Genomic DNA, 18,032 nt, shown 5'->3' with positions numbered 1-18,032 from the left:
GAAGGGGGGAAATCAGCATGCCCAAAAAAATCCACCTCAATGCCTTTGAAATGAACTGCGTCGGCCATATCGTACACGGCTTATGGCGGCATCCCGACAGCAACCGGCATCGCTACACAGATATCCGTTATTGGACGGAGTTGGCGCAATTGCTGGAACGTGGGAAGTTTGACGCCTTATTTTTAGCTGACGTTGTAGGGGTTTATGATGTTTACAAGCAAGGACCGGAGACGGCGATTCGTGAAGCCGTGCAAATTCCTTGCAACGATCCATTTCTTGTTGTGCCGCCGATGGCGCTTGTTACCAAACATCTAGCCTTCGCCGTCACCTTTTCCACGACATACGAGAAGCCCTTCAGCCATGCTAGGCGGATGTCGACACTCGATCACTTAACGAAGGGCAGAATCGCATGGAACGTGGTAACCTCGTATTTGCCGAGCGCTGCGCGTAACTTCGGGTTGGATCAAATGATCAAGCATGACGATCGCTACGAAATGGCGGAAGAATATTTAGACGTTTCCTATAAGCTTTGGGAAAGCAGCTGGGAAGACGATGCAGTTATTCGCGATGTCGAAAATGGCGTATACACGGATCCGAATAAAGTGCATCACATTCATCATGAAGGGAAATTTTTCAAAGTTCCCGGACCGCACTTAAGCGAGCCTTCCATACAGCGGACACCGGTTATTTATCAGGCCGGCAGTTCAGCACGCGGGCGCGCATTTGCAGCGAAACATGCGGAGGCCGTTTTTCTTGGCGGTGGGAACGTGCAAACGCTGAAACGATATGCAGCGGATATTCGCGCACAGGCCGTCGCCTTCGGCCGTGATCCGGATCATATTAAACTGATGACCGGTTTGCTGGCCATTGTAGGACGAACGCATGAGGAAGCGTGGAGTAAGTTTGAGAGCTTCCAAAAACTGTACAGTTTGGAAGGCGTATTGGCTCATTATGGGGGAGGAAGCGGCTATGATTTGTCCGCTTACGAACCGGGAGACGTGCTAGCCTACACGGAAACGGACCATGGGCAGACAGCAGCAGCACAATTTACGAAGGACAGCCCGCGTCCGAAGACAGTTCGTGAAGTCATGGAAACATTAGGGACGCTTGGCGGGCGGGGATTGTTTGTCGTCGGGACGCCGGAAGAGGTAGCCGACAAAATGCAATTTTGGATAGAGGAGACGGGGATCGACGGGTTTAATGTCACGCAGATTATCTCCCCGGATACATTGCGCGATTTTGTGGAGCTTGTCGTTCCCGAACTGCAGCGTAGAGGTTTGTTTCGGGAAGAGTATGAGGAATCGACATTGAGGGAACGTTTGTTTGGTGTGGGTGTAAGCAGATTGCCTGAAGATCATCCCGGCGCCGTCTACCGTAAGCAGCCTACTTTGACCTGATAGGAGGATAAGTATGTCAATAAAAATAGATGCTCTACCGCAGCCAGCGACTGACAATCCGAATGCCATCGATCTCGCGTATGAGTTGGGAGAGCTGCCATTCGATTTGCGGCGAAGAGGCATTCCGGTCTTGCGGGATGCTGGATCCGGCAGGCTCCGGATAAAGGCAGGGACAGCTGATGAATTGGAGCTTCGAATGGAACCGGCGTCGGTTGTTCTGCAGCGGTTAGCCTTGAAAGAGGAGCTCCGCATTATCGGACTCCAGGAGCAGGAGCGGCGAAGTGTCATTCTCGTGCATTCGGATTCACGGTTACGAACAGCTGCCGATTTAAAGGGGGCGAAGCTAGGGATCGCTGCAAGGATCAACCCGGATGACAGCCTTCGAAAACGCCATGCGGCAAAGCTCGTGGACGCTGCACTGCAGAAAGTGGGAATTGCGGCAGCACGGCCGAAATGGATTGAACTTCAAAGCGAGAAGGCTGCGGACGGAGTCCATCCTGGGAGGAGGGAGCTCCGCGCTCTGCTGAGCAATGAAGTCGATGCCGTGTATGCCGACCGGGCACTCCCCGAAGAGTCCCGACGGCTTTTGGGCCTTCGTGAACTGGAAGGCTTCAGCTTGTATACTCCCGTGTTGACAGTACTGACTGTCTCGGCGGGGGGGATTCTGATTCAAGAGCCTTCCGTTGAGGTTGAACGTTTGCTCGCCCACATATCCTTAGCTTCCGATTGGGCCATCGATCATCCGACGGAAGCACATCGGCTTGCAGCCAAACAGCTCGGAATATCCGAGAATGCCATCCCATTCATTTTTTCCGAAGACTTGCATAAGCAATTAGGAGTTAACGTTTCGGACGATAAATGGAGCAAACTTGTTAATCTCAAGAAGGAGATGCAAGATCACGGATGTTTGCAAGGCGATTTTCCTTTAGAAGAATCGCTTGATCGGGCTATCCTTCAAAACGCCCAATTGCTTGCTGATAGCGGGGAACTCGAGCGTCCTCAAAGGGAGTCGCTCTCGCAATATGCTGAGCGGGATCTGCCGCTTTCTTTTTTCAATGAGCGCCCAAGGGCTCATCGGCTCCAAGGTGACGAGGAAGCGCTGGAGGCTGCGCGATTGTTTGCGGAGGAAATTCGCCCCGGCGCCTCGGACAGGGACCGCGGGCGAAAGCTGCCTTTGCGCGAGATACGGCGTTTGGCTGAATTAGGTTTGCTTGGACTCGTCGTGCCGAAGGAATACGGAGGTCCGGATGTCTCCACTCGAACGCTTGTGGACATCTTTAAGATCATCTCGCACGCTGACGGTTCCATCGGGCAAATCCCACAAAATCATCATTTTTTCGTAAAAACAATAGATTTAATTGGCAGTAAGGAGCAGAAAAGCTTTTTCTTTCAGGAAGTATTGAATGGTGCCCAGTTTGGCAATGGTTTAGCGGAACGCAGCAGCAGCAAAGGTGCTAGAAAGATCACGACAACAATTCGTAAACACGATGGCGAGCAAGGCTTCGTATTAAACGGAAATAAATATTATACGACGGGTGCACTCTATTCGCACTGGATTCCGGTTACGGCACTGAACGAAGACGAACAAAGAATGACCGCTTTCGTTCCGAGGCACGCGCCCGGGGTAACGGTGCTCGACGACTGGTCGGGTATCGGCCAGCGGACGACAGCAAGCGGCAGTGTTGTGCTTAGAAACGTGAAAGTGCCGGAGAGCTGCTTATTGCCCCATTTTCAAATATTTGAAGGTCCTCAATACTTCTCTGCGTTCGGGCAAATCATGCACGCCGCCATTGATATCGGTATTGCGCAAGCAGCCTTGGAGGACGCAGCGGCGTTCGTTCGCGAATACACGCGTCCGGCTTTCGGCAGCGGCGTAACGCGAGCTAACGAGGAACCCGATCTGATTCGCCGCTTCGGCGAGCTAGGCATTCGTTTGCAAGCGGCGGAAGCTTTGCTGGATCGGGCCGCCGATGCGATTGACCACGCGCGCAAGGATCTGAATGCGGAAACCGCCGGCAAGGCCGCACTGACGGTTGATTCGGCGAAATGGCTCGTTACGGAAACGGCGATCGAGATCACAAACGCGCTTTTCGAGGTTGCAGGTACTTCCTCGATGGATCGCAAGCATAATTACGACCGCCACTGGCGGAATGTTCGCATTCATACTCTGCACGATCCGGCTCGGTTGAAGCTGCATCATGTCGGCAAGTGGTTTCTCAACGGGGTTTATCATGAATACAAGATGTAATGGTAATAATGGAAGGAGGGAAACACGGGACTATGGCCAAGCGAATCATCATGAACGCATTCGATATGAACAGTGCGATGCACAATTCACACGGTTTATGGAAACATCCAGATAGTGAAAGGCATCGCTATACGGATTTGGAATACTGGGCGGAGATGGCCAGGCTGCTTGAACGCGGTAAATTCGATGCGCTGTTTCTTGCGGATGTCGTCGGTATCTATGACGTCTATAAGGCGAGCGCGGATCCGGCTATTAGAGATGCCGTTCAAGTGCCGCTAAACGATCCGGCACTCATCGTTCCTGCGATGGCGAGTGTCACGGAGAATCTGAGTTTTGCCGTTACGGTGACGACCACTTATGAGCATCCCTATGCGCATGCCAGGAGGTTCACTACACTTGATCATCTGACTAACGGGCGAATCGCGTGGAATGTCGTTACCTCCTATTTGCCCAATGCAGCTTTGAATCATGGTCTGGATAAAATGATCAAGCACGACGACCGGTACGAGGTTGCGGATGAATTCTTGGAAGTTGCCTATAAACTTTGGGAAGGCAGTTGGGAAGACGGAGCCGTGGTACGTGACATTGCCCGTAGTGTATACGCAGAGCCGGCGAAGGTTCACCGCATTAATCACGAAGGCCGATTTTTTCGTGTGCCTGGACCGCATCTAAGCGAGCCTTCCTTGCAGCGTACGCCTGTTCTGTACCAGGCGGGGAGCTCGGAGAAAGGTCGGGAGTTTGCCGCTAAGCATGCGGAATGTGTTTTCGTAGGCGGCAACTCGAAGGAATCGCTTAAAGCCAACATTCAAGATATAAGGAACAAAGCGGAGCGAATAGGCAGGGATCCGGAGAGTATCAAAATGTTTACGGGCTTGAACGTTATCGTTGGAGCAACGCAGGAGGAAGCGGAGGCGAAGCTGCGGGAATACGCTGGCATGTGGAGCGGGGAGGCGGCGCTTGCGCAATTTGGCGGCTCCAGCGGCTATGATTTATCGGCCTACGATCCTGATTCGTATCTGGAGTACCGGGCAACCGACCACGGCCAGAGCCGTGCGGCACAGTTTACTAAACATGTCCAGAATCGCCTTACCGTGAAGGAAGTCATGGAACGTATCGGGACATTGGACAAAGGACAAGGCCGCTTGCTGGTAGGAACGCCTGAGCAAATCGCTGACTACATGCAGGAGCAAGTAGAGGAGACCGGTCTCGACGGTTTTAATCTTGCGCATCTGATTACTCCAGGCAGCCTGCGTGAGTTTGTTGATCAAGTCGTTCCAGAACTGCAGCGTCGTGGCGTATATCAACTAGACTACGAAGCGGGAACGCTGAGGGAGAAGCTGTTTGGATCGGGGAAACGCCTGCTCCCGGCGAACCATCCTGCGGCGCAGTACAGGAGAAACCTTGAATATACGAGATAGATCCAAGGAGGGCAAGAAAATCGCATGAAGTACAAGACAGTTGGAAAAACGGGTATTCAAGTTTCGGAGCTCTGCTTCGGAACGATGTCTTTTGGCGGCAACGCCGACAAGGAAACATCGAAGCAATTGTTCTATCGCTGTTTGGACAAAGGCATTAATTTCTTTGATACCGCCGACGTTTACAGCAGCGGGGCGGCTGAAGAGATATTAGGAGAACTGATTGTGGGCAAACGAGACGAACTGGTTCTTACGTCAAAGGCCGGCTTTCCGTTCGGCTCTGATCCTAACGCACGCGGATCCTCGCGCAGACACTTGTTTTTATCCGTAGAACAAAGCTTGAAACGGCTTCGAACAGACCGCATTGAATTTTATTTCATTCATCGCTTTGATTCCCTGACCTCCATTGAGGAAACTGTGCGTGCTTTGGATGACTTGCGGAAGCAAGGGAAAATCTTGTATCCCGCCGTCAGCAATTGGGCTGCTTGGCAAATAGCGAAGGCGCTTGGCATTTCCGCCAAAGAAGGCTTGGCAAGCTTTGAGCTGATTCAGCCGATGTACAATCTCGTCAAACGACAAGTAGAAGTCGAGATTCTGCCGCTGGCTGAATCGGAGAAACTTGGAGTCATTAGTTATAGCCCGCTTGGCGGGGGGCTGTTGACAGGGAAGTATGGACATGGCAAGAAGCCCGCTGCCGGCAGGCTGGTGGATCAAGGCAACTACACGAAGCGTTACGGTGACGAAGCCTATTACGATATTGCAGATAGATTCACAGCGCATTCGCGTGAGAAGGGGATTCATCCAGCTACCTTAGCGGTTGCTTGGGTGCTTAGCAACCCGGCCATTACGTCGCCGATTATCGGTGCGCGCAGTGTGGAACAGTTAGAGCCCTCTCTAGCTGCGGTGGATCTGGATTTCACGAACGAATGGCGTAAAGAAGTTACGGCATTGTCGATTGATCCTCCGATCGCAACAGACCGCAGCGAAGAGGCTTCTATCAGTTAGTTTTAAAGTCCTGACTTCTTGAGGGTTCTTGAGGAGTCAGGCTTTCTCTTTTTAAAAATAATTCCGAGTAAACCTATTGACATTATTGTATAATCGGTTAGGATATTTATAACAGATAGTGAAATCGTGGAACAAAGATTCGAATTGAATGGAGGAGTCGAACATGAAGACGGTTGCGATTATTGGCGGAAGTCAAACGAATACGTTCAAAAAAATGGGTGAAAAGCGAGGTCTGATTGTTGAGCACCATACGGGGAAAACGGGTGGAGGCTCCGTTGAGAATCATTTCAAACGAATCATTCATCAGGCGGATGTTATTATTATTTTAAAAGGCGCAATCAAACATACTTCGATGTGGGCGGTGAGAGAGCTCGCAGAAAAAATGGGCAAAAAGATTGATTACCATGATGGTTTTGGGGCAACCGGAGCGATCGAGAAGGCTTTACAGTTAAGTTGAGTTAGTAATTCTTAGTCTATCTATATATCTGATTCTGACCGGAAAACCGGAAGCATGGATGCTGAATCCATGCTTTTTTTCATTCAAACGAAGGGTGGAGTAACAATGGGAATATTACTGGATTCCGTTAAGTTTCTCAAAAAGCAAAAATCCGACTTGAAGACAAAGCCGGTACTTGTATACCATGTTGATGCGTTATTTGATGAGGATCATGGACCGTCGATTCAATCTATTATCAATTCTGAATTTTGGTATATGAAAGATCCAAAAGGATCCACTATGGAGGAGTGAATATCTAACGGAATCCCTTTTTTTGAAAAAGTCACACATACTATCAAGGCTGCAAAGAAAAAGGTGCATGTTCTCCTGTTCGCATGGAGAGAATGTACTTTTTTGCGTCTAAACGCTAGAAAGATGTTAAGTTTTGTTTTCAACTATTCGAACTTGTAGCTATAATAGAATTTAAAATAGAAAATAGGGGTGTATGACAGTGGATTACAAAATAGATACAACATTTGAACCATTACACGAGCTCATCAACAGTCTACATACCTATATTTGTCGTAAATCATATAAGAAGATTGATTTAACGTCAGCATGGGCAAAGGAAACTCGCAAGCGCTTAACGCCTGAATTCGCCTCGCTGTTGGATCAAACGGAGGTCGATTCGAATTGGAAATTGACGTATCTTCTTGTTCACTTGTGCCCGGAAAAACAGCACGTTCATCAATTTCTTTCTTGGCTGGAGGGTTTGGGCGCTGGTGACTTATATGAGTTGATGTCGGAGTACAGCAGTCAATTTCCGGACAATATGGCTGCCTTTAAATCAAGAACGCTATCCCTTTTTTCAGAGTGGAATGAGCTATATTTTCAGCATATTGACCCCGTAATCATACAGAGACTGCAAAATGAGGCTGAAAATCGTAAAGCCTTGCAGCCAGCAATGGATTCTAATACATTTGTCGATGAAACAACGAATGGGTTATGCTTTAAGCCAATGAAAGGGTTGGAAAAATTACTGTTAATTCCCCAATACCATTTTCAGCCTATTAATGTCGTTTCTTCGTTTCGCCAATTAACGATCTGCAATTATGCGGCAAGAATCTATTTCAATGACGAGGAGGATTTACCCCCTCATGAATACCGAATTATTCGAAGCTTGGCGGAGATGAGCCGTTTGAAAATTTTAAGATATTTGCATCAGGGGCCGCGAAGTTTTATTGAAATTGTCCGTCATCTTCAATTATCCAAAGGCATTACGCACGATCACATCTCGAAGCTGCGAAGTGCAGGGCTCATTTACGCACATTTCGAAGGCGAGACATTAACGGAGTACAGTTTAAGAGAGGGTGCTCTGCTGCATCTACAGAACAAACTAACTTCTTATATCAAAAACCAGTAATAGGAATAGAAAACATAAAGAAATCATTTTCACTTCGGCATTCGAAGAGGAAATGATTTTTTTTTAGCTAATTGCGTTTCTTCTTTATGAGAAATATTTGTTAGTTCTCTCTTTACAGAACTGCATTTCGTTTCTATAATATGAGTATTAACTTATTCATATCGTTTTAGTCGGAATTAATCTGAGGAGGGTTTTATTATGAAAAAAAGCTTTATTGTTTTATCTACCTTATTAACCGTAGGTTCACTTCTTTTATCCGCTTGCTCGAACAATCAAGAGACTACGACGCCAACTCAGGGCGGCAGCACACCTGCAGCGGCAGGCGTGAGCCAAACCGCCGCACCGGCAAGTTCGCTGGCTGAGATCAAAGCATCGGATTTGTCCAAATTGCCAAGCAGCGCCAAACAGCGTACGGATACGATTATCGTCGGCCTGACAGATCCAAGCGGCGCATTTACGCCATATTTCCATCAAAGCGGATATGACGGGAATGTTTCATCTCTGCTATACACGCCACTAGTCACAGTTGACAACAAAGGTGTTCCTACGCCTGGACTAGCGGAAAAATGGGATGTTTCCCCCGATAACTTGACTTACACGTTTCATCTTCGCAAAGACTTGAAATTCAGCGACGGTACGCCGCTAACCGCAGATGATGTTGCATTTACTTGGACTATTTTGCACGACAAAGCCTATGATGGTGATATGCAAGTTGATGTTTTGCACGTGAAAGGCGGCAAAGAATATAAAGAAGGGAAAGCCAATAACATTGAGGGAATTAAAGTCATTGATCCCCAAACGATCTCTGTGACTTTAGAACAACCGAATGCCACAGCGCTTTTGACGCTCGGCTCCGATGTCCTATCTAAGGCCTACTATGGCAAGGATTATCACTTCGGTCAGCTGGATTACATTAAGAAGCTTCATGAAAAGCCAGTAGGCAATGGTCCGTACAAGCTAGAGAAATTCATGCCAGGGCAGGAAGTGCGCTTCGTGGCGAACGAGAATTATTATGGCGGCAAGCCGAAAACGGAACATTTTATTTATAAAACATCGCAAGGCGACGCCTGGCAGTTCCTTGAAACCGGCGAAGTGGACTACGCTTCTTTCAGCGCAACGAAGGAAAACGTGGATAAGCTGAAAAAAATGGGCTTTGTCAACATTATTCCTTATACACCGAGCACGTATGGCTACATCCAAGTGAATTTGGAGCATGATCAGCTCAAGGACAAAAAGGTCAGACAAGCGTTTGCCTACGGTATCGATCGCCAAAGTATTTATGTCGACGCCAATCAAGGCGCAGGCCAAATTGCCAATATCCCATCATCGCCGATTTCATGGTCCTACACAGAAGAGGGGATTAACCCTTATAAATTCGATATTGAAAAGGCGAAGCAATTGCTCGACGAAGCGGGCTGGAAGCCTGGCGCAGACGGAATTCGCGAGAAGGACGGCAAACAATTGTCCATTCATTTCCTCGGTTCCAAAAGTGCGCAAACTGACAATTTTATTGCTGTAACGACGGAATCCTTTAAAACGCTTGGCGTCAAGTTCCAGCCGGAGGTATTTGCCGATTTCAACGCACTTGTTTCCAAAGTAGAAGGCGGGGATTACGATATGGTTAGTTTCTCTACTTCGTTGATTACCGATCCATCCGACGGTTTACAACCATTCGTAGATGGAGAAATTAAAGGTTATAATAATCCAAAATTCAAAGAATTATACGATAAAGGCTTGGCTACTATCGATATCGAAGAGCGCAAGAAAGTGTACAAAGAAATTTATCAACTGATGAATGACGAGTTGCCGGTCATCTTCACGAACTACAAGAAAACGGTCTATGGCTATAACGGAAGAATCGAGAATCTGTCTGTAAGTCCATTTAATGGACTTTCCACGAGCTTACCGAACTGGTCATTGAGTAAACAACCATGAGCACTTATTTAACGAAGAGATTTGTCTACATGCTCGTGATTCTGATCGCTGCATCCTTTCTGATTTTTAGCTTGTACGCCCTGACCCCGGGGGATTTCATAAGCGGTAATATCAAATTATCGCCAGAACGGAAAGCGGAGCTGCGGGAAATTTATGGATTGAACAAACCTCTGCTGGAGCGTTACGGCTTATGGATGAAGAATGCGTTCCATGGCGACTTTGGATTCTCACTGGCACAGCAGAAGCCGGTTCTCAAACTTTTCAATGATTATATATGGAATTCATTCTTGTTAGCTATCGTCTCTACATTCCTGACATGGTTTATTGCAGTCATTATCGGTGTTGTTGCCGCGTATAAACAGTACTCCTGGTTTGATACGCTGGTGATGATTGCAATCTTTGCAGCTATGTCGATTCCATCGTTTTTTATCGGGCTGTATTTAATTAAAATATTGGCAGTAGACCTGAAATGGCTGCCGCCTGGAGGCATGTTAACGACGGGGAGCAATGCGACCGGTTTCGCTTACCTCACAGAAGTCCTTCATCATATGCTATTGCCGGTAATTGTCTTGACGCTGCTAGGTCTCGGCTCACTGACCCGTTATTTCCGCAGCAATATGATTGAAGTTATTAAGCAAGACTATATCCGCACGGCTCGGGCAAAAGGCTTGAAAGAAGGGAAAGTCCTGTTTACCCATGCACTTCGCAACGCGCTGCTTCCGGCCATCACACTCGTTGGCTTTGAACTGCCGGCTTTGTTCGGGGGCTCGCTAATTACGGAGAAAATATTCAATTGGCCTGGCATCGGTCAACTTTATATTCAATCCTTTTCGTTGCGAGATTATCCGCTTCTTATGGGCTTCACGATGTTCATCGCTGTTCTCACCGTCATCGGGACACTGATATCGGATATTCTATACCACATCGCCGATCCGCGAGTGCGGTTGTAGAGGAGGAACATCGTTATGCCGACATCATTATGGAAACAGTCTTTCAAGCGTTTACTAAGAAATAAATTAGCTGTCTTCGGATTAATTGTAGTTGTGATTATGTTCTTGGCTTGTTTTGCAGGGCCTCTGTTCTCTCCTTATACGAATGGCAAGATTAATATGGCGATGATGAATAAAGCCCCGAGCATGAAGCATTGGCTTGGAACCGACGGGCTAGGTCGTGATGTTTTGACTCGAGTGCTGCAAGCCGGACGCATTTCGTTAACGGTGGGACTAGCTTCTATGGTCCTATCCGTAGCAATCGGTACGCTGCTCGGAACGATAGCGGGTTACTACAGAGGGATAGCAGATCAAATCATTATGCGCATTTCCGATTTGCTGTTAACCATTCCCCATTTACCCTTGTTATTTATTTTTGGAGCGCTGCTTTCGGAGTGGAAGGTGCCTACGGGCAGCCGTATGTATATTGTGATGCTAATGCTTAGCATTGTAGGCTGGCCGAGTCTTGCACGCATGATTCGTGGGCAAATGCTCAGTCTTCGGGAAAGGGAATTCATGCAGGCGACGGTCGTTCTTGGTTTGCGTGATCGCCGCAAATTGTTTCATCATCTGCTGCCTAATTTAATTCCACTGCTCATCGTTATCGCAACGCTGAACATCGGTGGAGCGATACTAAGCGAATCGGTGCTTAGTTTCTTCGGACTCGGGGTCATGCCGCCAACGCCAACCTGGGGCAATATGATTGACGCAGCGAACAACTTGATCGATTTTCAAGAGCGGCCATGGTTATGGATTCCGCCAGGTTTCTCGATTTTTATAACAGTTATAGCAATTAACATATTCGGTGACGGTTTGCGTGATGTGCTGGATCCGAAACAGAAAAGGTAGGTGACTGACATCCGATGAGAGATCTGCTTGAGATTGAACACCTACGCACTTATTTTCAGACAGAAGGCGGTGTCGTCAAAGCGGTTGACGATGTGAGCCTGCATGTAAGGCAAGGAGAAACCGTTTGTATTGTCGGAGAATCCGGAAGCGGGAAAAGCATTACCGCGCTGTCGGTCATGGGGTTAATAGAAGGACCGGCGGGCAAGGTAACGGGCGGTAGGATTAGTTTCCAAGGCGAGGATATGCTGAGTTTTAACAAGAGTCAGCTTCGCGCGATCCGAGGCAAAGAAATCGCCATGATTTTTCAAGAACCAATGACCTCACTCAATCCGGTGTTGACCATTGGTCAACAACTGATGGAGCCACTTATTGAACATCTGAAGCTAAGCAAGAAGCAAGCCAAACAGAGAACGATAGAGCTGATCGACAAGGTCGGCATCTCACGGGCTGAGCAGATATTCAGCAGCTATCCGCACGAGTTAAGCGGCGGGATGCTGCAGCGCATCATGATTGCGATTGCTATTTCCTGCGGTCCCAAATTGCTTATCGCCGATGAACCAACAACTGCGCTTGATGTAACCATCCAAGCGCAAATCCTGGATTTGCTCAGGCTTTTCAAAGAAGACACGCAAATGTCTATTTTACTCATTACGCATGATCTGGGTGTTGTTGCGGAGATGGCGGATTACGTCGTTGTTATGTACGCTGGCAAAGTCGTGGAAGAAGGCGAGGTTGTCGAGTTGTTTCAAAACCCGCAGCATCCTTACACACGAGGGCTTTTAAAGTCGAAGCCAATTATTAATCAACGGCAGGACGAACTGTACTCCATTCCCGGTCAGGTGCCTAATCCGCTGGAGCTGAGAGAGTCGTGTTATTTTCACGACAGGTGTGAGCACTGCATGGACATCTGCCGGACCCAATCTCCTCCTTTAAAAGAAGTGGCAAAAGGGCAAAAAGCCGCCTGCTGGTTGTATGAGGAGGCGATGAACGTTGGCTGAGCCATTGTTAAGCGTACATGATTTGAAAAAATACTTTCCAATTAAATCTGGATTATTGAACCGAACTGTCGGACATGTGAAAGCAGTTGATGGCATCAGTCTAAATATTCAAGCGGGAGAAACGTTCGGTCTAGTCGGCGAGTCAGGCAGTGGGAAAAGTACGGTTGGACGTACCATTCTTCGTCTGACAGAGAAGACGGCCGGGGAAGTGAAATTCAAGGGTATTGATCTGTATAAGCTCCCAAGCGATGAACTGCGGCAACTGCGCCCCAAGATGCAACTGATCTTTCAAGACCCGTACAGCTCACTGAATCCTCGTGTCAGGGTTGGCGATGCAATTGGAGAAGCACTGCTTGATCATGGTCTCGTTCCGAAGGAAGAGGTCAGGGATCGCGTGCTCGAAGTGCTGGAATCCTGCGGTCTGTCGAGCTATCATGTGGATCGCTTTCCGCATGAGTTCTCCGGAGGGCAGCGTCAGCGGATCGGCATTGCTCGTGCGCTTGTGCTGAAACCGGAGCTGATTATAGCCGATGAACCCGTTTCAGCCTTAGACGTATCGATTCAAGCACAGATCATTAATTTGTTTCGCAAGCTGCAGGAGGAACGGGAGTTATCTTACTTATTCATTTCTCATGATTTAAGTGTAGTCGAGCATCTTTGCAACCGAATCGGCGTTATGTATCTTGGCTCCATGGTGGAGACAGCTTCACGCGACGAATTGTTCCGTAATCCGCTGCATCCTTATACCAAAGCGCTGCTATCCGCTGTTCCCATCCCGATTCCTAAACTGAAGCGGGAGAGAATCCTATTAAAGGGGGATATTCCAAACCCGGCGAATCCGCCTTCAGGCTGCAAATTTCATACAAGATGCCCTTTTGCAACTGCTGTTTGTAAGGAACAAGTGCCCGCTTTCAGAGACGTGGGGGGAAAGCATTTTGTTGCTTGCCATCTCGTTTAAATGATCTAATTCCAGCATGAGAAATGAGGGGGATACATGTCGGTCGTTAAACTTCCGCAGCCTTATGCGCTGCGACTGGAAATGATAAGCGCAAAAGGTTATTTGAAAACGGAAATAACAGAGATTGTAGTTAGGTATAAGGAAGCGGAGCTGAAGGAATTAGTCCGTTCAGACGTCGATTGGAAAGGATTCGTGACTTACCGAGACGAGCATTTGGAAACCTTATTATCGGCTATTAACGATGGATATCAATTCAGTTTTATAACGTTCGGCGGTATCAAAAACTTACTTGCCATCAAATTTAATAAATTAGAAGGTGCTGACTACGATATTGTAGAGTCTTCCTTTCTAAATTTGACCCTTAGCCCTGAGCAATTCCAGCTGCTTAGATTTCTTGTCCCGAACCATTGGAACATGAGCCTTACTCCATTTGTCAGTGAAACGGGTGAGGAAATAGATAGGGTTCACATTGAGCTCCAGCATCGTTGAAAAAGGCGAGGAAGATGTATTCTTGCATGATTCATATAAACCGGTAACTTGCCTACGGGCAGGTTGCCGGTTTTTCAGTTCGTAAAGCTGAACCGGAGAAAGACCCTAGGCTTGACTGATCAGTCAAGTTTCGTTAGAATAAACTTAGTTGAATGACATGAAAATAGGGGACAACTATATGATGGATTTAGGGAATAAAATCAAAAAGCTCAGGACGGAACAAAACCGAAACTTGATGGATATTGCCAATGTTTGCGGGTTCTCCAAAAGTTTATTATCCAAAATAGAGAACGGGAAAACCATCCCGCCCATCTCAACGTTAGTGAAAATTGCTGATGCATTAGGTACAAAAGTGTCCATTCTATTGGACGACCAGGAGCAAGCGGGAACGATTTATACGAAAAAGGAAACATGCGAAGCAAGAATGACCAAAACGGATAAAGGGTATTCATTTTTTACTTTTGCCGTTGAACGTGGAGAAAAGCTGATGCAGCCTTTTTTGTTCATATCCCGGAAGGAAGATAATGATAGCAAAAATGAATACAGCCACAATGGTGAAGAGTTTATTTACATTTTGGAAGGCGAAATGAAGTACAAAGTGGGCAGCGTGGAGTATACATTGAAGCCGGGAGATAGTCTTTACTTCGATTCTATTGAGAAACATTCGTTAATGGCCATCACAGACGAAGTGAAATATGTGGCTGTGTTTACGCAATCGAAGGTAAGCGATACTTAGTAGTCATTTTCTGAATGTCAGTTTGATAAGAAGCCAGGTTTTCCAATAAAACAAGAGATGACGGACTATGTATTCTACCTTAGAGTATGTGGTCTTTTTTTCTGCCCTAAATTTTAAATTTTTGAAAAGAAAGCGATTGCAATAATTGGCAGGGTGATGTATACTGAGCTTATTCAACCAAGTTGAATTTAATACAATTAAGGTGACTAAAAGTAAAATCGTTTAACTTACAGGCAGCGTTGTTTCTTCACATGAAGTGGTTAGAAGGGTTAGTCATGGATTGCTGTTCAAAACCAAATCAGGAGGCTGGAACGAAATGAAAAAGTACAAAGTTGGTATTGTTGGTGCTGGTGGAGTAACTGAATTGCATTTTGTGGGGTATAAAGATCATCCGGAACGAATCGAGGTAACGGCACTTTGTGATCCGAATCCCGAGGCGTTACATGCCAAAGCTGATAAATATGGTGTTGCTCAGCGATTTACGGAGTTGAACGATTTTATCCAGAATAGTGGTGTTGATGCTGTTGTCGTGTGTACACCTACTTCTATCCGCAAAGAAATCCTATTCCCGATTATTGAAGCAGGAATTCCCATCTTCTGTGAAAAACCTTTTTCAGATACATTGGCTGAAGCAAAAGAGATTACAGAAAAGGCGAAGCGGCATGGCGTACCTATCTCGATTAACCAAAATTTCCGGCGCCATTTTCCTTTTGAACTGGTAAAGGGGATTGTTGCCGAGGATCGGATTGGGAAAGTAACGTCCATCTTGTTTACAAATCTCATGTTTAGACAGGACGCAGGTTGGAGGTTGGAAGAAAGCCGCCATGCATTATCTGTTATGGGAATTCACTGGTTTGACGGGTTTCGGTTAATTCTCGGATCTGAAGCCAAGTCCGTTGTTGCTCAGAACCGTTCTTCTTCCGCAATCCAATGTGTCGGGGAAACCGATGGCACTGTGCAAGTTGTGTTCGAGAACGACGCGGTCGTGACTTACATTCAAAGTTTCTCTAGTGCTATAGGCAGAACGGAAATGATTGTTATTGGCGAAAAAGGGACGATCATTGCCGTTGACGGAAAAATTCATTTGTATCGCCCTCGTGAAAAAACACCTGAGCAAACATGGGAAAACCATGTTTCCAGAGAAACGGCAACGTTCGAAGGGATTAACCATCTGTTCACCTCCATTGAAACAGGTGTGGAAGCACCGAACAGTTCTCAAGATAATTTGAAAACGGTTTCTCTTCTCGATGCTGCCTATGTATCTGCTGAAGAACAGCGCATTGTTCATTTCATATGACTACACAGTCCTCATCTTTGAAAACATCCGTTAGTGTGGATACTCGCAAAAAATCCAGGCCTTTTATATTAGATATTAAACGAGATCGATACCTTTATTTGTTGGTTTTACCGGGTGTGCTTTTCTTTCTTATTTTCAAATATCTTCCCATGTGGGGCATCCTTATTGCTTTTCAGGAATACTCGCCTTATGCGGGAGTTTGGAAGAGCGAGTGGGTAGGATTGGAGCATTTTATACGTTTTTTCTCCAATCCTGATTTCTATCTTCTTTTTCGAAATACAATGGTCATTAGCTTATTAAATCTGGTGTTTTTCTTTCCGCTGCCTATTGTGCTGTCCTTGCTATTGAACGAGGTGAACAATCAATTTTTCAAAAGAATCATTCAATCGATTGTCTACCTCCCGCACTTCCTGTCATGGGTCATTATTGTAGGAATCTCATTCCTGCTCCTGTCTCAGTCGAACGGCATTATAAACCTGATGATCGAATCCTTGGGCTTTCACAAATATGATTTTCTGACAAATACAGATACATTCTGGGGCATGCTCGTTGCACAAAATATTTGGAAAGAAACCGGCTGGGGAACCATTATCATTTTGGCGGCGATTACAGGTGTAGACACGCAGCTATACGAAGCTGCCAAAATAGACGGTGCCAACAGATGGCTGCAAGCCTGGCATGTAACACTCCCCGGAATCCGAAGCGTCATCCTGGTTCTGCTTATCTTAAGACTCGGACATATTATGGACGTAGGCTTCGAGCAAGTTTTCCTGATGAATAATGGGGCTGTCGCCAAGTATGCGGATGTTTTTGAGACGTATGTATACCGCAATGGCATCCAGAGTGGGCAATTCAGTTACAGCACGGCCGTTGGTTTGTTCAAATCAGTGGTAGGTCTTGTGCTCGTTGTCTTGGCCAACAAGATGGCCAAACGGATTGGTGAGGAAGGTGTCTATTAATGAAAGTAAGCCTCGCAGGACGGCTGTTTAACGGTTTTAATACGATCTTGCTAGTTGTCATTGGACTCGTCACATTGTTCCCGCTGTATTATGTTTTCGTCATTTCTTTCACCGAACCTCATGAATATTTGATGAAAAATGGTTTTGTTTTGTTTCCCCAGCACTGGTCGCTTGTATCCTACAAATATTTGTTGAATACCGATGCATTTAAAGTTGCGATGTTAAACAGTACTTTTCTTGCCACTGTCGGAACCGGTTTAAGTTTAATTTTTTCAGCAGCAATGGCGTTCGGGATGTCTCGGAAAAGGCTAAGAGGCAGAAAAATCATGATGATGATGGTTTTATTGACGATTTTGTTCAATCCGGGCATTATTCCGAACTATATTGTGGTCCGTGATTTTGGCTTAATCAACAGTATTTGGTCACTTATTATTCCGGTGCTGGTTAGCGGATGGAATGTCATCCTGATGAAAAGCTTTTTTGACAGCATTCCGGTAGAGCTGGAGGATGCGGCCATGATTGATGGCTGCACGGACCTGGGTACATTTTTCCGTGTTGTGCTTCCCCTATCGGCTCCGGCTTTAGCTGCTTTCGGTTTGTTCTACGCAGTGGCGTACTGGAACACGTTCTTCAATGCTATTTTGTATATCAATGATTTCGCAAAAGTGCCTTTACAAGTTGTACTGAGGAATATGTTAATTGAATCGGATACAACGACAGGCGGAGCAGCAGCAGTTGAAATGATGTCCGAGAATCAACTGCCGACCCAGACGCTTAAGATGGCGGCGGTGGTTATTGCGACGGTTCCTATTTTGGCGGTGTATCCGTTCCTACAGAAGCATTTCGCCAAAGGCGTCATGCTCGGTTCAGTCAAAGGCTAACCCAAGTTTATATTTAT

17 protein-coding genes are annotated in these 18,032 nt (G+C 46.7%); all 17 read left to right on the top strand.

Translation table 11 applies throughout. The features are described 5' to 3' along the window. Window positions 1–17: 17 nt before the first annotated feature. The 17 genes from PCH02S_RS16450 (at window position 18) to PCH02S_RS16370 (ending at window position 18,015) form a co-directional block, all read left to right on the top strand. Window positions 18–1,397 carry an LLM class flavin-dependent oxidoreductase gene (locus PCH02S_RS16450; RefSeq protein ID WP_127454873.1) on the top strand — a complete coding sequence of 460 codons (1,380 nt, stop codon included), beginning with the start codon at window positions 18–20 and terminating at the stop codon, window positions 1,395–1,397. Between the two features lie 13 nt (window positions 1,398–1,410). Next, a complete protein-coding gene (locus tag PCH02S_RS36205) occupies window positions 1,411–3,645 on the top strand; it encodes an SfnB family sulfur acquisition oxidoreductase (RefSeq protein WP_218033158.1) in 2,235 nt (744 codons plus the stop codon). A gap of 32 nt (window positions 3,646–3,677) precedes the next feature. Then, window positions 3,678–5,063: an LLM class flavin-dependent oxidoreductase gene (locus PCH02S_RS16440; RefSeq protein ID WP_127454872.1), complete on the top strand. Its 1,386-nt coding sequence runs from the start codon at window positions 3,678–3,680 to the stop codon at window positions 5,061–5,063. A 24-nt stretch (window positions 5,064–5,087) separates the two neighbouring features. Then, window positions 5,088–6,065: an aldo/keto reductase gene (locus PCH02S_RS16435; protein WP_127454870.1), complete on the top strand. Its 978-nt coding sequence runs from the start codon at window positions 5,088–5,090 to the stop codon at window positions 6,063–6,065. A 163-nt stretch (window positions 6,066–6,228) separates the two neighbouring features. Continuing rightward, window positions 6,229–6,522, top strand: coding sequence for a DUF2325 domain-containing protein (locus PCH02S_RS16430; RefSeq protein WP_127454868.1), 294 nt, complete (start codon window positions 6,229–6,231; stop codon window positions 6,520–6,522). Window positions 6,523–6,627: 105 nt separating this feature from the next. Then, window positions 6,628–6,813 (top strand): hypothetical protein, encoded by a 186-nt coding sequence (locus PCH02S_RS16425; RefSeq protein ID WP_127454866.1) that lies wholly within the window; start codon window positions 6,628–6,630, stop codon window positions 6,811–6,813. Window positions 6,814–7,006: 193 nt separating this feature from the next. After that, window positions 7,007–7,924: an ArsR/SmtB family transcription factor gene (locus PCH02S_RS16420; RefSeq protein ID WP_127454864.1), complete on the top strand. Its 918-nt coding sequence runs from the start codon at window positions 7,007–7,009 to the stop codon at window positions 7,922–7,924. A 198-nt stretch (window positions 7,925–8,122) separates the two neighbouring features. Beyond that, window positions 8,123–9,859: an ABC transporter substrate-binding protein gene (locus PCH02S_RS16415; protein ID WP_127454862.1), complete on the top strand. Its 1,737-nt coding sequence runs from the start codon at window positions 8,123–8,125 to the stop codon at window positions 9,857–9,859. Then, window positions 9,856–10,809, top strand: a complete 954-nt coding sequence (locus PCH02S_RS16410) for an ABC transporter permease (protein ID WP_127454860.1) — start codon at window positions 9,856–9,858, stop codon at window positions 10,807–10,809. Before PCH02S_RS16415 ends, PCH02S_RS16410 begins: the two co-directional genes overlap by 4 nt. Window positions 10,810–10,824: 15 nt before the next feature. Next, window positions 10,825–11,697 (top strand): oligopeptide ABC transporter permease, encoded by an 873-nt coding sequence (opp4C, locus tag PCH02S_RS16405; protein WP_127454858.1) that lies wholly within the window; start codon window positions 10,825–10,827, stop codon window positions 11,695–11,697. Between the two features lie 14 nt (window positions 11,698–11,711). After that, window positions 11,712–12,695, top strand: a complete 984-nt coding sequence (locus PCH02S_RS16400) for an ABC transporter ATP-binding protein (protein ID WP_127454856.1) — start codon at window positions 11,712–11,714, stop codon at window positions 12,693–12,695. Beyond that, the gene (locus tag PCH02S_RS16395; protein WP_127454854.1) at window positions 12,688–13,653 is read left to right on the top strand and encodes an ABC transporter ATP-binding protein; all 966 of its coding nucleotides are present in this window, start codon (window positions 12,688–12,690) and stop codon (window positions 13,651–13,653) included. Before PCH02S_RS16400 ends, PCH02S_RS16395 begins: the two co-directional genes overlap by 8 nt. Before the next feature lie 36 nt (window positions 13,654–13,689). Next, complete coding sequence (locus tag PCH02S_RS16390) at window positions 13,690–14,142, top strand: hypothetical protein (RefSeq protein WP_127454852.1); 453 nt, start codon at window positions 13,690–13,692, stop codon at window positions 14,140–14,142. Window positions 14,143–14,320: 178 nt separating this feature from the next. Beyond that, on the top strand, window positions 14,321–14,878 hold the full coding sequence (locus PCH02S_RS16385) for a helix-turn-helix domain-containing protein (protein WP_246069118.1): 558 nt from the start codon (window positions 14,321–14,323) through the stop codon (window positions 14,876–14,878). Between the two features lie 316 nt (window positions 14,879–15,194). After that, entirely contained in the window at window positions 15,195–16,175 is a 981-nt protein-coding gene (locus tag PCH02S_RS16380) for a Gfo/Idh/MocA family protein (protein ID WP_127454850.1), read from the top strand. Further along, complete coding sequence (locus PCH02S_RS16375; RefSeq protein WP_127454848.1) at window positions 16,172–17,134, top strand: ABC transporter permease; 963 nt, start codon at window positions 16,172–16,174, stop codon at window positions 17,132–17,134. Before PCH02S_RS16380 ends, PCH02S_RS16375 begins: the two co-directional genes overlap by 4 nt. Then, entirely contained in the window at window positions 17,134–18,015 is an 882-nt protein-coding gene (locus PCH02S_RS16370) for a carbohydrate ABC transporter permease (protein ID WP_127454846.1), read from the top strand. Before PCH02S_RS16375 ends, PCH02S_RS16370 begins: the two co-directional genes overlap by 1 nt. Window positions 18,016–18,032: the final 17 nt, after the last annotated feature.

Source organism: Paenibacillus chondroitinus NBRC 15376, assembly GCF_004000765.1.
GTDB lineage: Bacteria > Bacillota > Bacilli > Paenibacillales > NBRC-103111 > Paenibacillus_E > Paenibacillus_E chondroitinus.
The sequence above is the reverse complement of the archived record's forward strand: the minus strand, read 5'-3'. Positions and strand labels throughout refer to the sequence as shown.

Excerpts from the sequence above, each read along its gene's own strand:
- PCH02S_RS16440 (WP_127454872.1), top strand. The coding sequence starts at position 3,678 with ATGGCCAAGCGAATCATCATGAACGCATTCGATATGAACAGTGCGATG.
- PCH02S_RS16435 (WP_127454870.1), top strand. The coding sequence starts at position 5,088 with ATGAAGTACAAGACAGTTGGAAAAACGGGTATTCAAGTTTCGGAGCTC.
- PCH02S_RS16425 (WP_127454866.1), top strand. The coding sequence starts at position 6,628 with ATGGGAATATTACTGGATTCCGTTAAGTTTCTCAAAAAGCAAAAATCC.
- PCH02S_RS16385 (WP_246069118.1), top strand. The coding sequence starts at position 14,321 with ATGATGGATTTAGGGAATAAAATCAAAAAGCTCAGGACGGAACAAAAC.
- PCH02S_RS16430 (WP_127454868.1), top strand. The coding sequence starts at position 6,229 with ATGAAGACGGTTGCGATTATTGGCGGAAGTCAAACGAATACGTTCAAA.
- opp4C (WP_127454858.1), top strand. The coding sequence starts at position 10,825 with ATGCCGACATCATTATGGAAACAGTCTTTCAAGCGTTTACTAAGAAAT.
- PCH02S_RS16375 (WP_127454848.1), top strand. The coding sequence starts at position 16,172 with ATGACTACACAGTCCTCATCTTTGAAAACATCCGTTAGTGTGGATACT.
- PCH02S_RS36205 (WP_218033158.1), top strand. The coding sequence starts at position 1,411 with ATGTCAATAAAAATAGATGCTCTACCGCAGCCAGCGACTGACAATCCG.
- PCH02S_RS16450 (WP_127454873.1), top strand. The coding sequence starts at position 18 with ATGCCCAAAAAAATCCACCTCAATGCCTTTGAAATGAACTGCGTCGGC.
- PCH02S_RS16390 (WP_127454852.1), top strand. The coding sequence starts at position 13,690 with ATGTCGGTCGTTAAACTTCCGCAGCCTTATGCGCTGCGACTGGAAATG.
- PCH02S_RS16400 (WP_127454856.1), top strand. The coding sequence starts at position 11,712 with ATGAGAGATCTGCTTGAGATTGAACACCTACGCACTTATTTTCAGACA.
- PCH02S_RS16370 (WP_127454846.1), top strand. The coding sequence starts at position 17,134 with ATGAAAGTAAGCCTCGCAGGACGGCTGTTTAACGGTTTTAATACGATC.
- PCH02S_RS16380 (WP_127454850.1), top strand. The coding sequence starts at position 15,195 with ATGAAAAAGTACAAAGTTGGTATTGTTGGTGCTGGTGGAGTAACTGAA.
- PCH02S_RS16415 (WP_127454862.1), top strand. The coding sequence starts at position 8,123 with ATGAAAAAAAGCTTTATTGTTTTATCTACCTTATTAACCGTAGGTTCA.
- PCH02S_RS16410 (WP_127454860.1), top strand. The coding sequence starts at position 9,856 with ATGAGCACTTATTTAACGAAGAGATTTGTCTACATGCTCGTGATTCTG.
- PCH02S_RS16420 (WP_127454864.1), top strand. The coding sequence starts at position 7,007 with ATGACAGTGGATTACAAAATAGATACAACATTTGAACCATTACACGAG.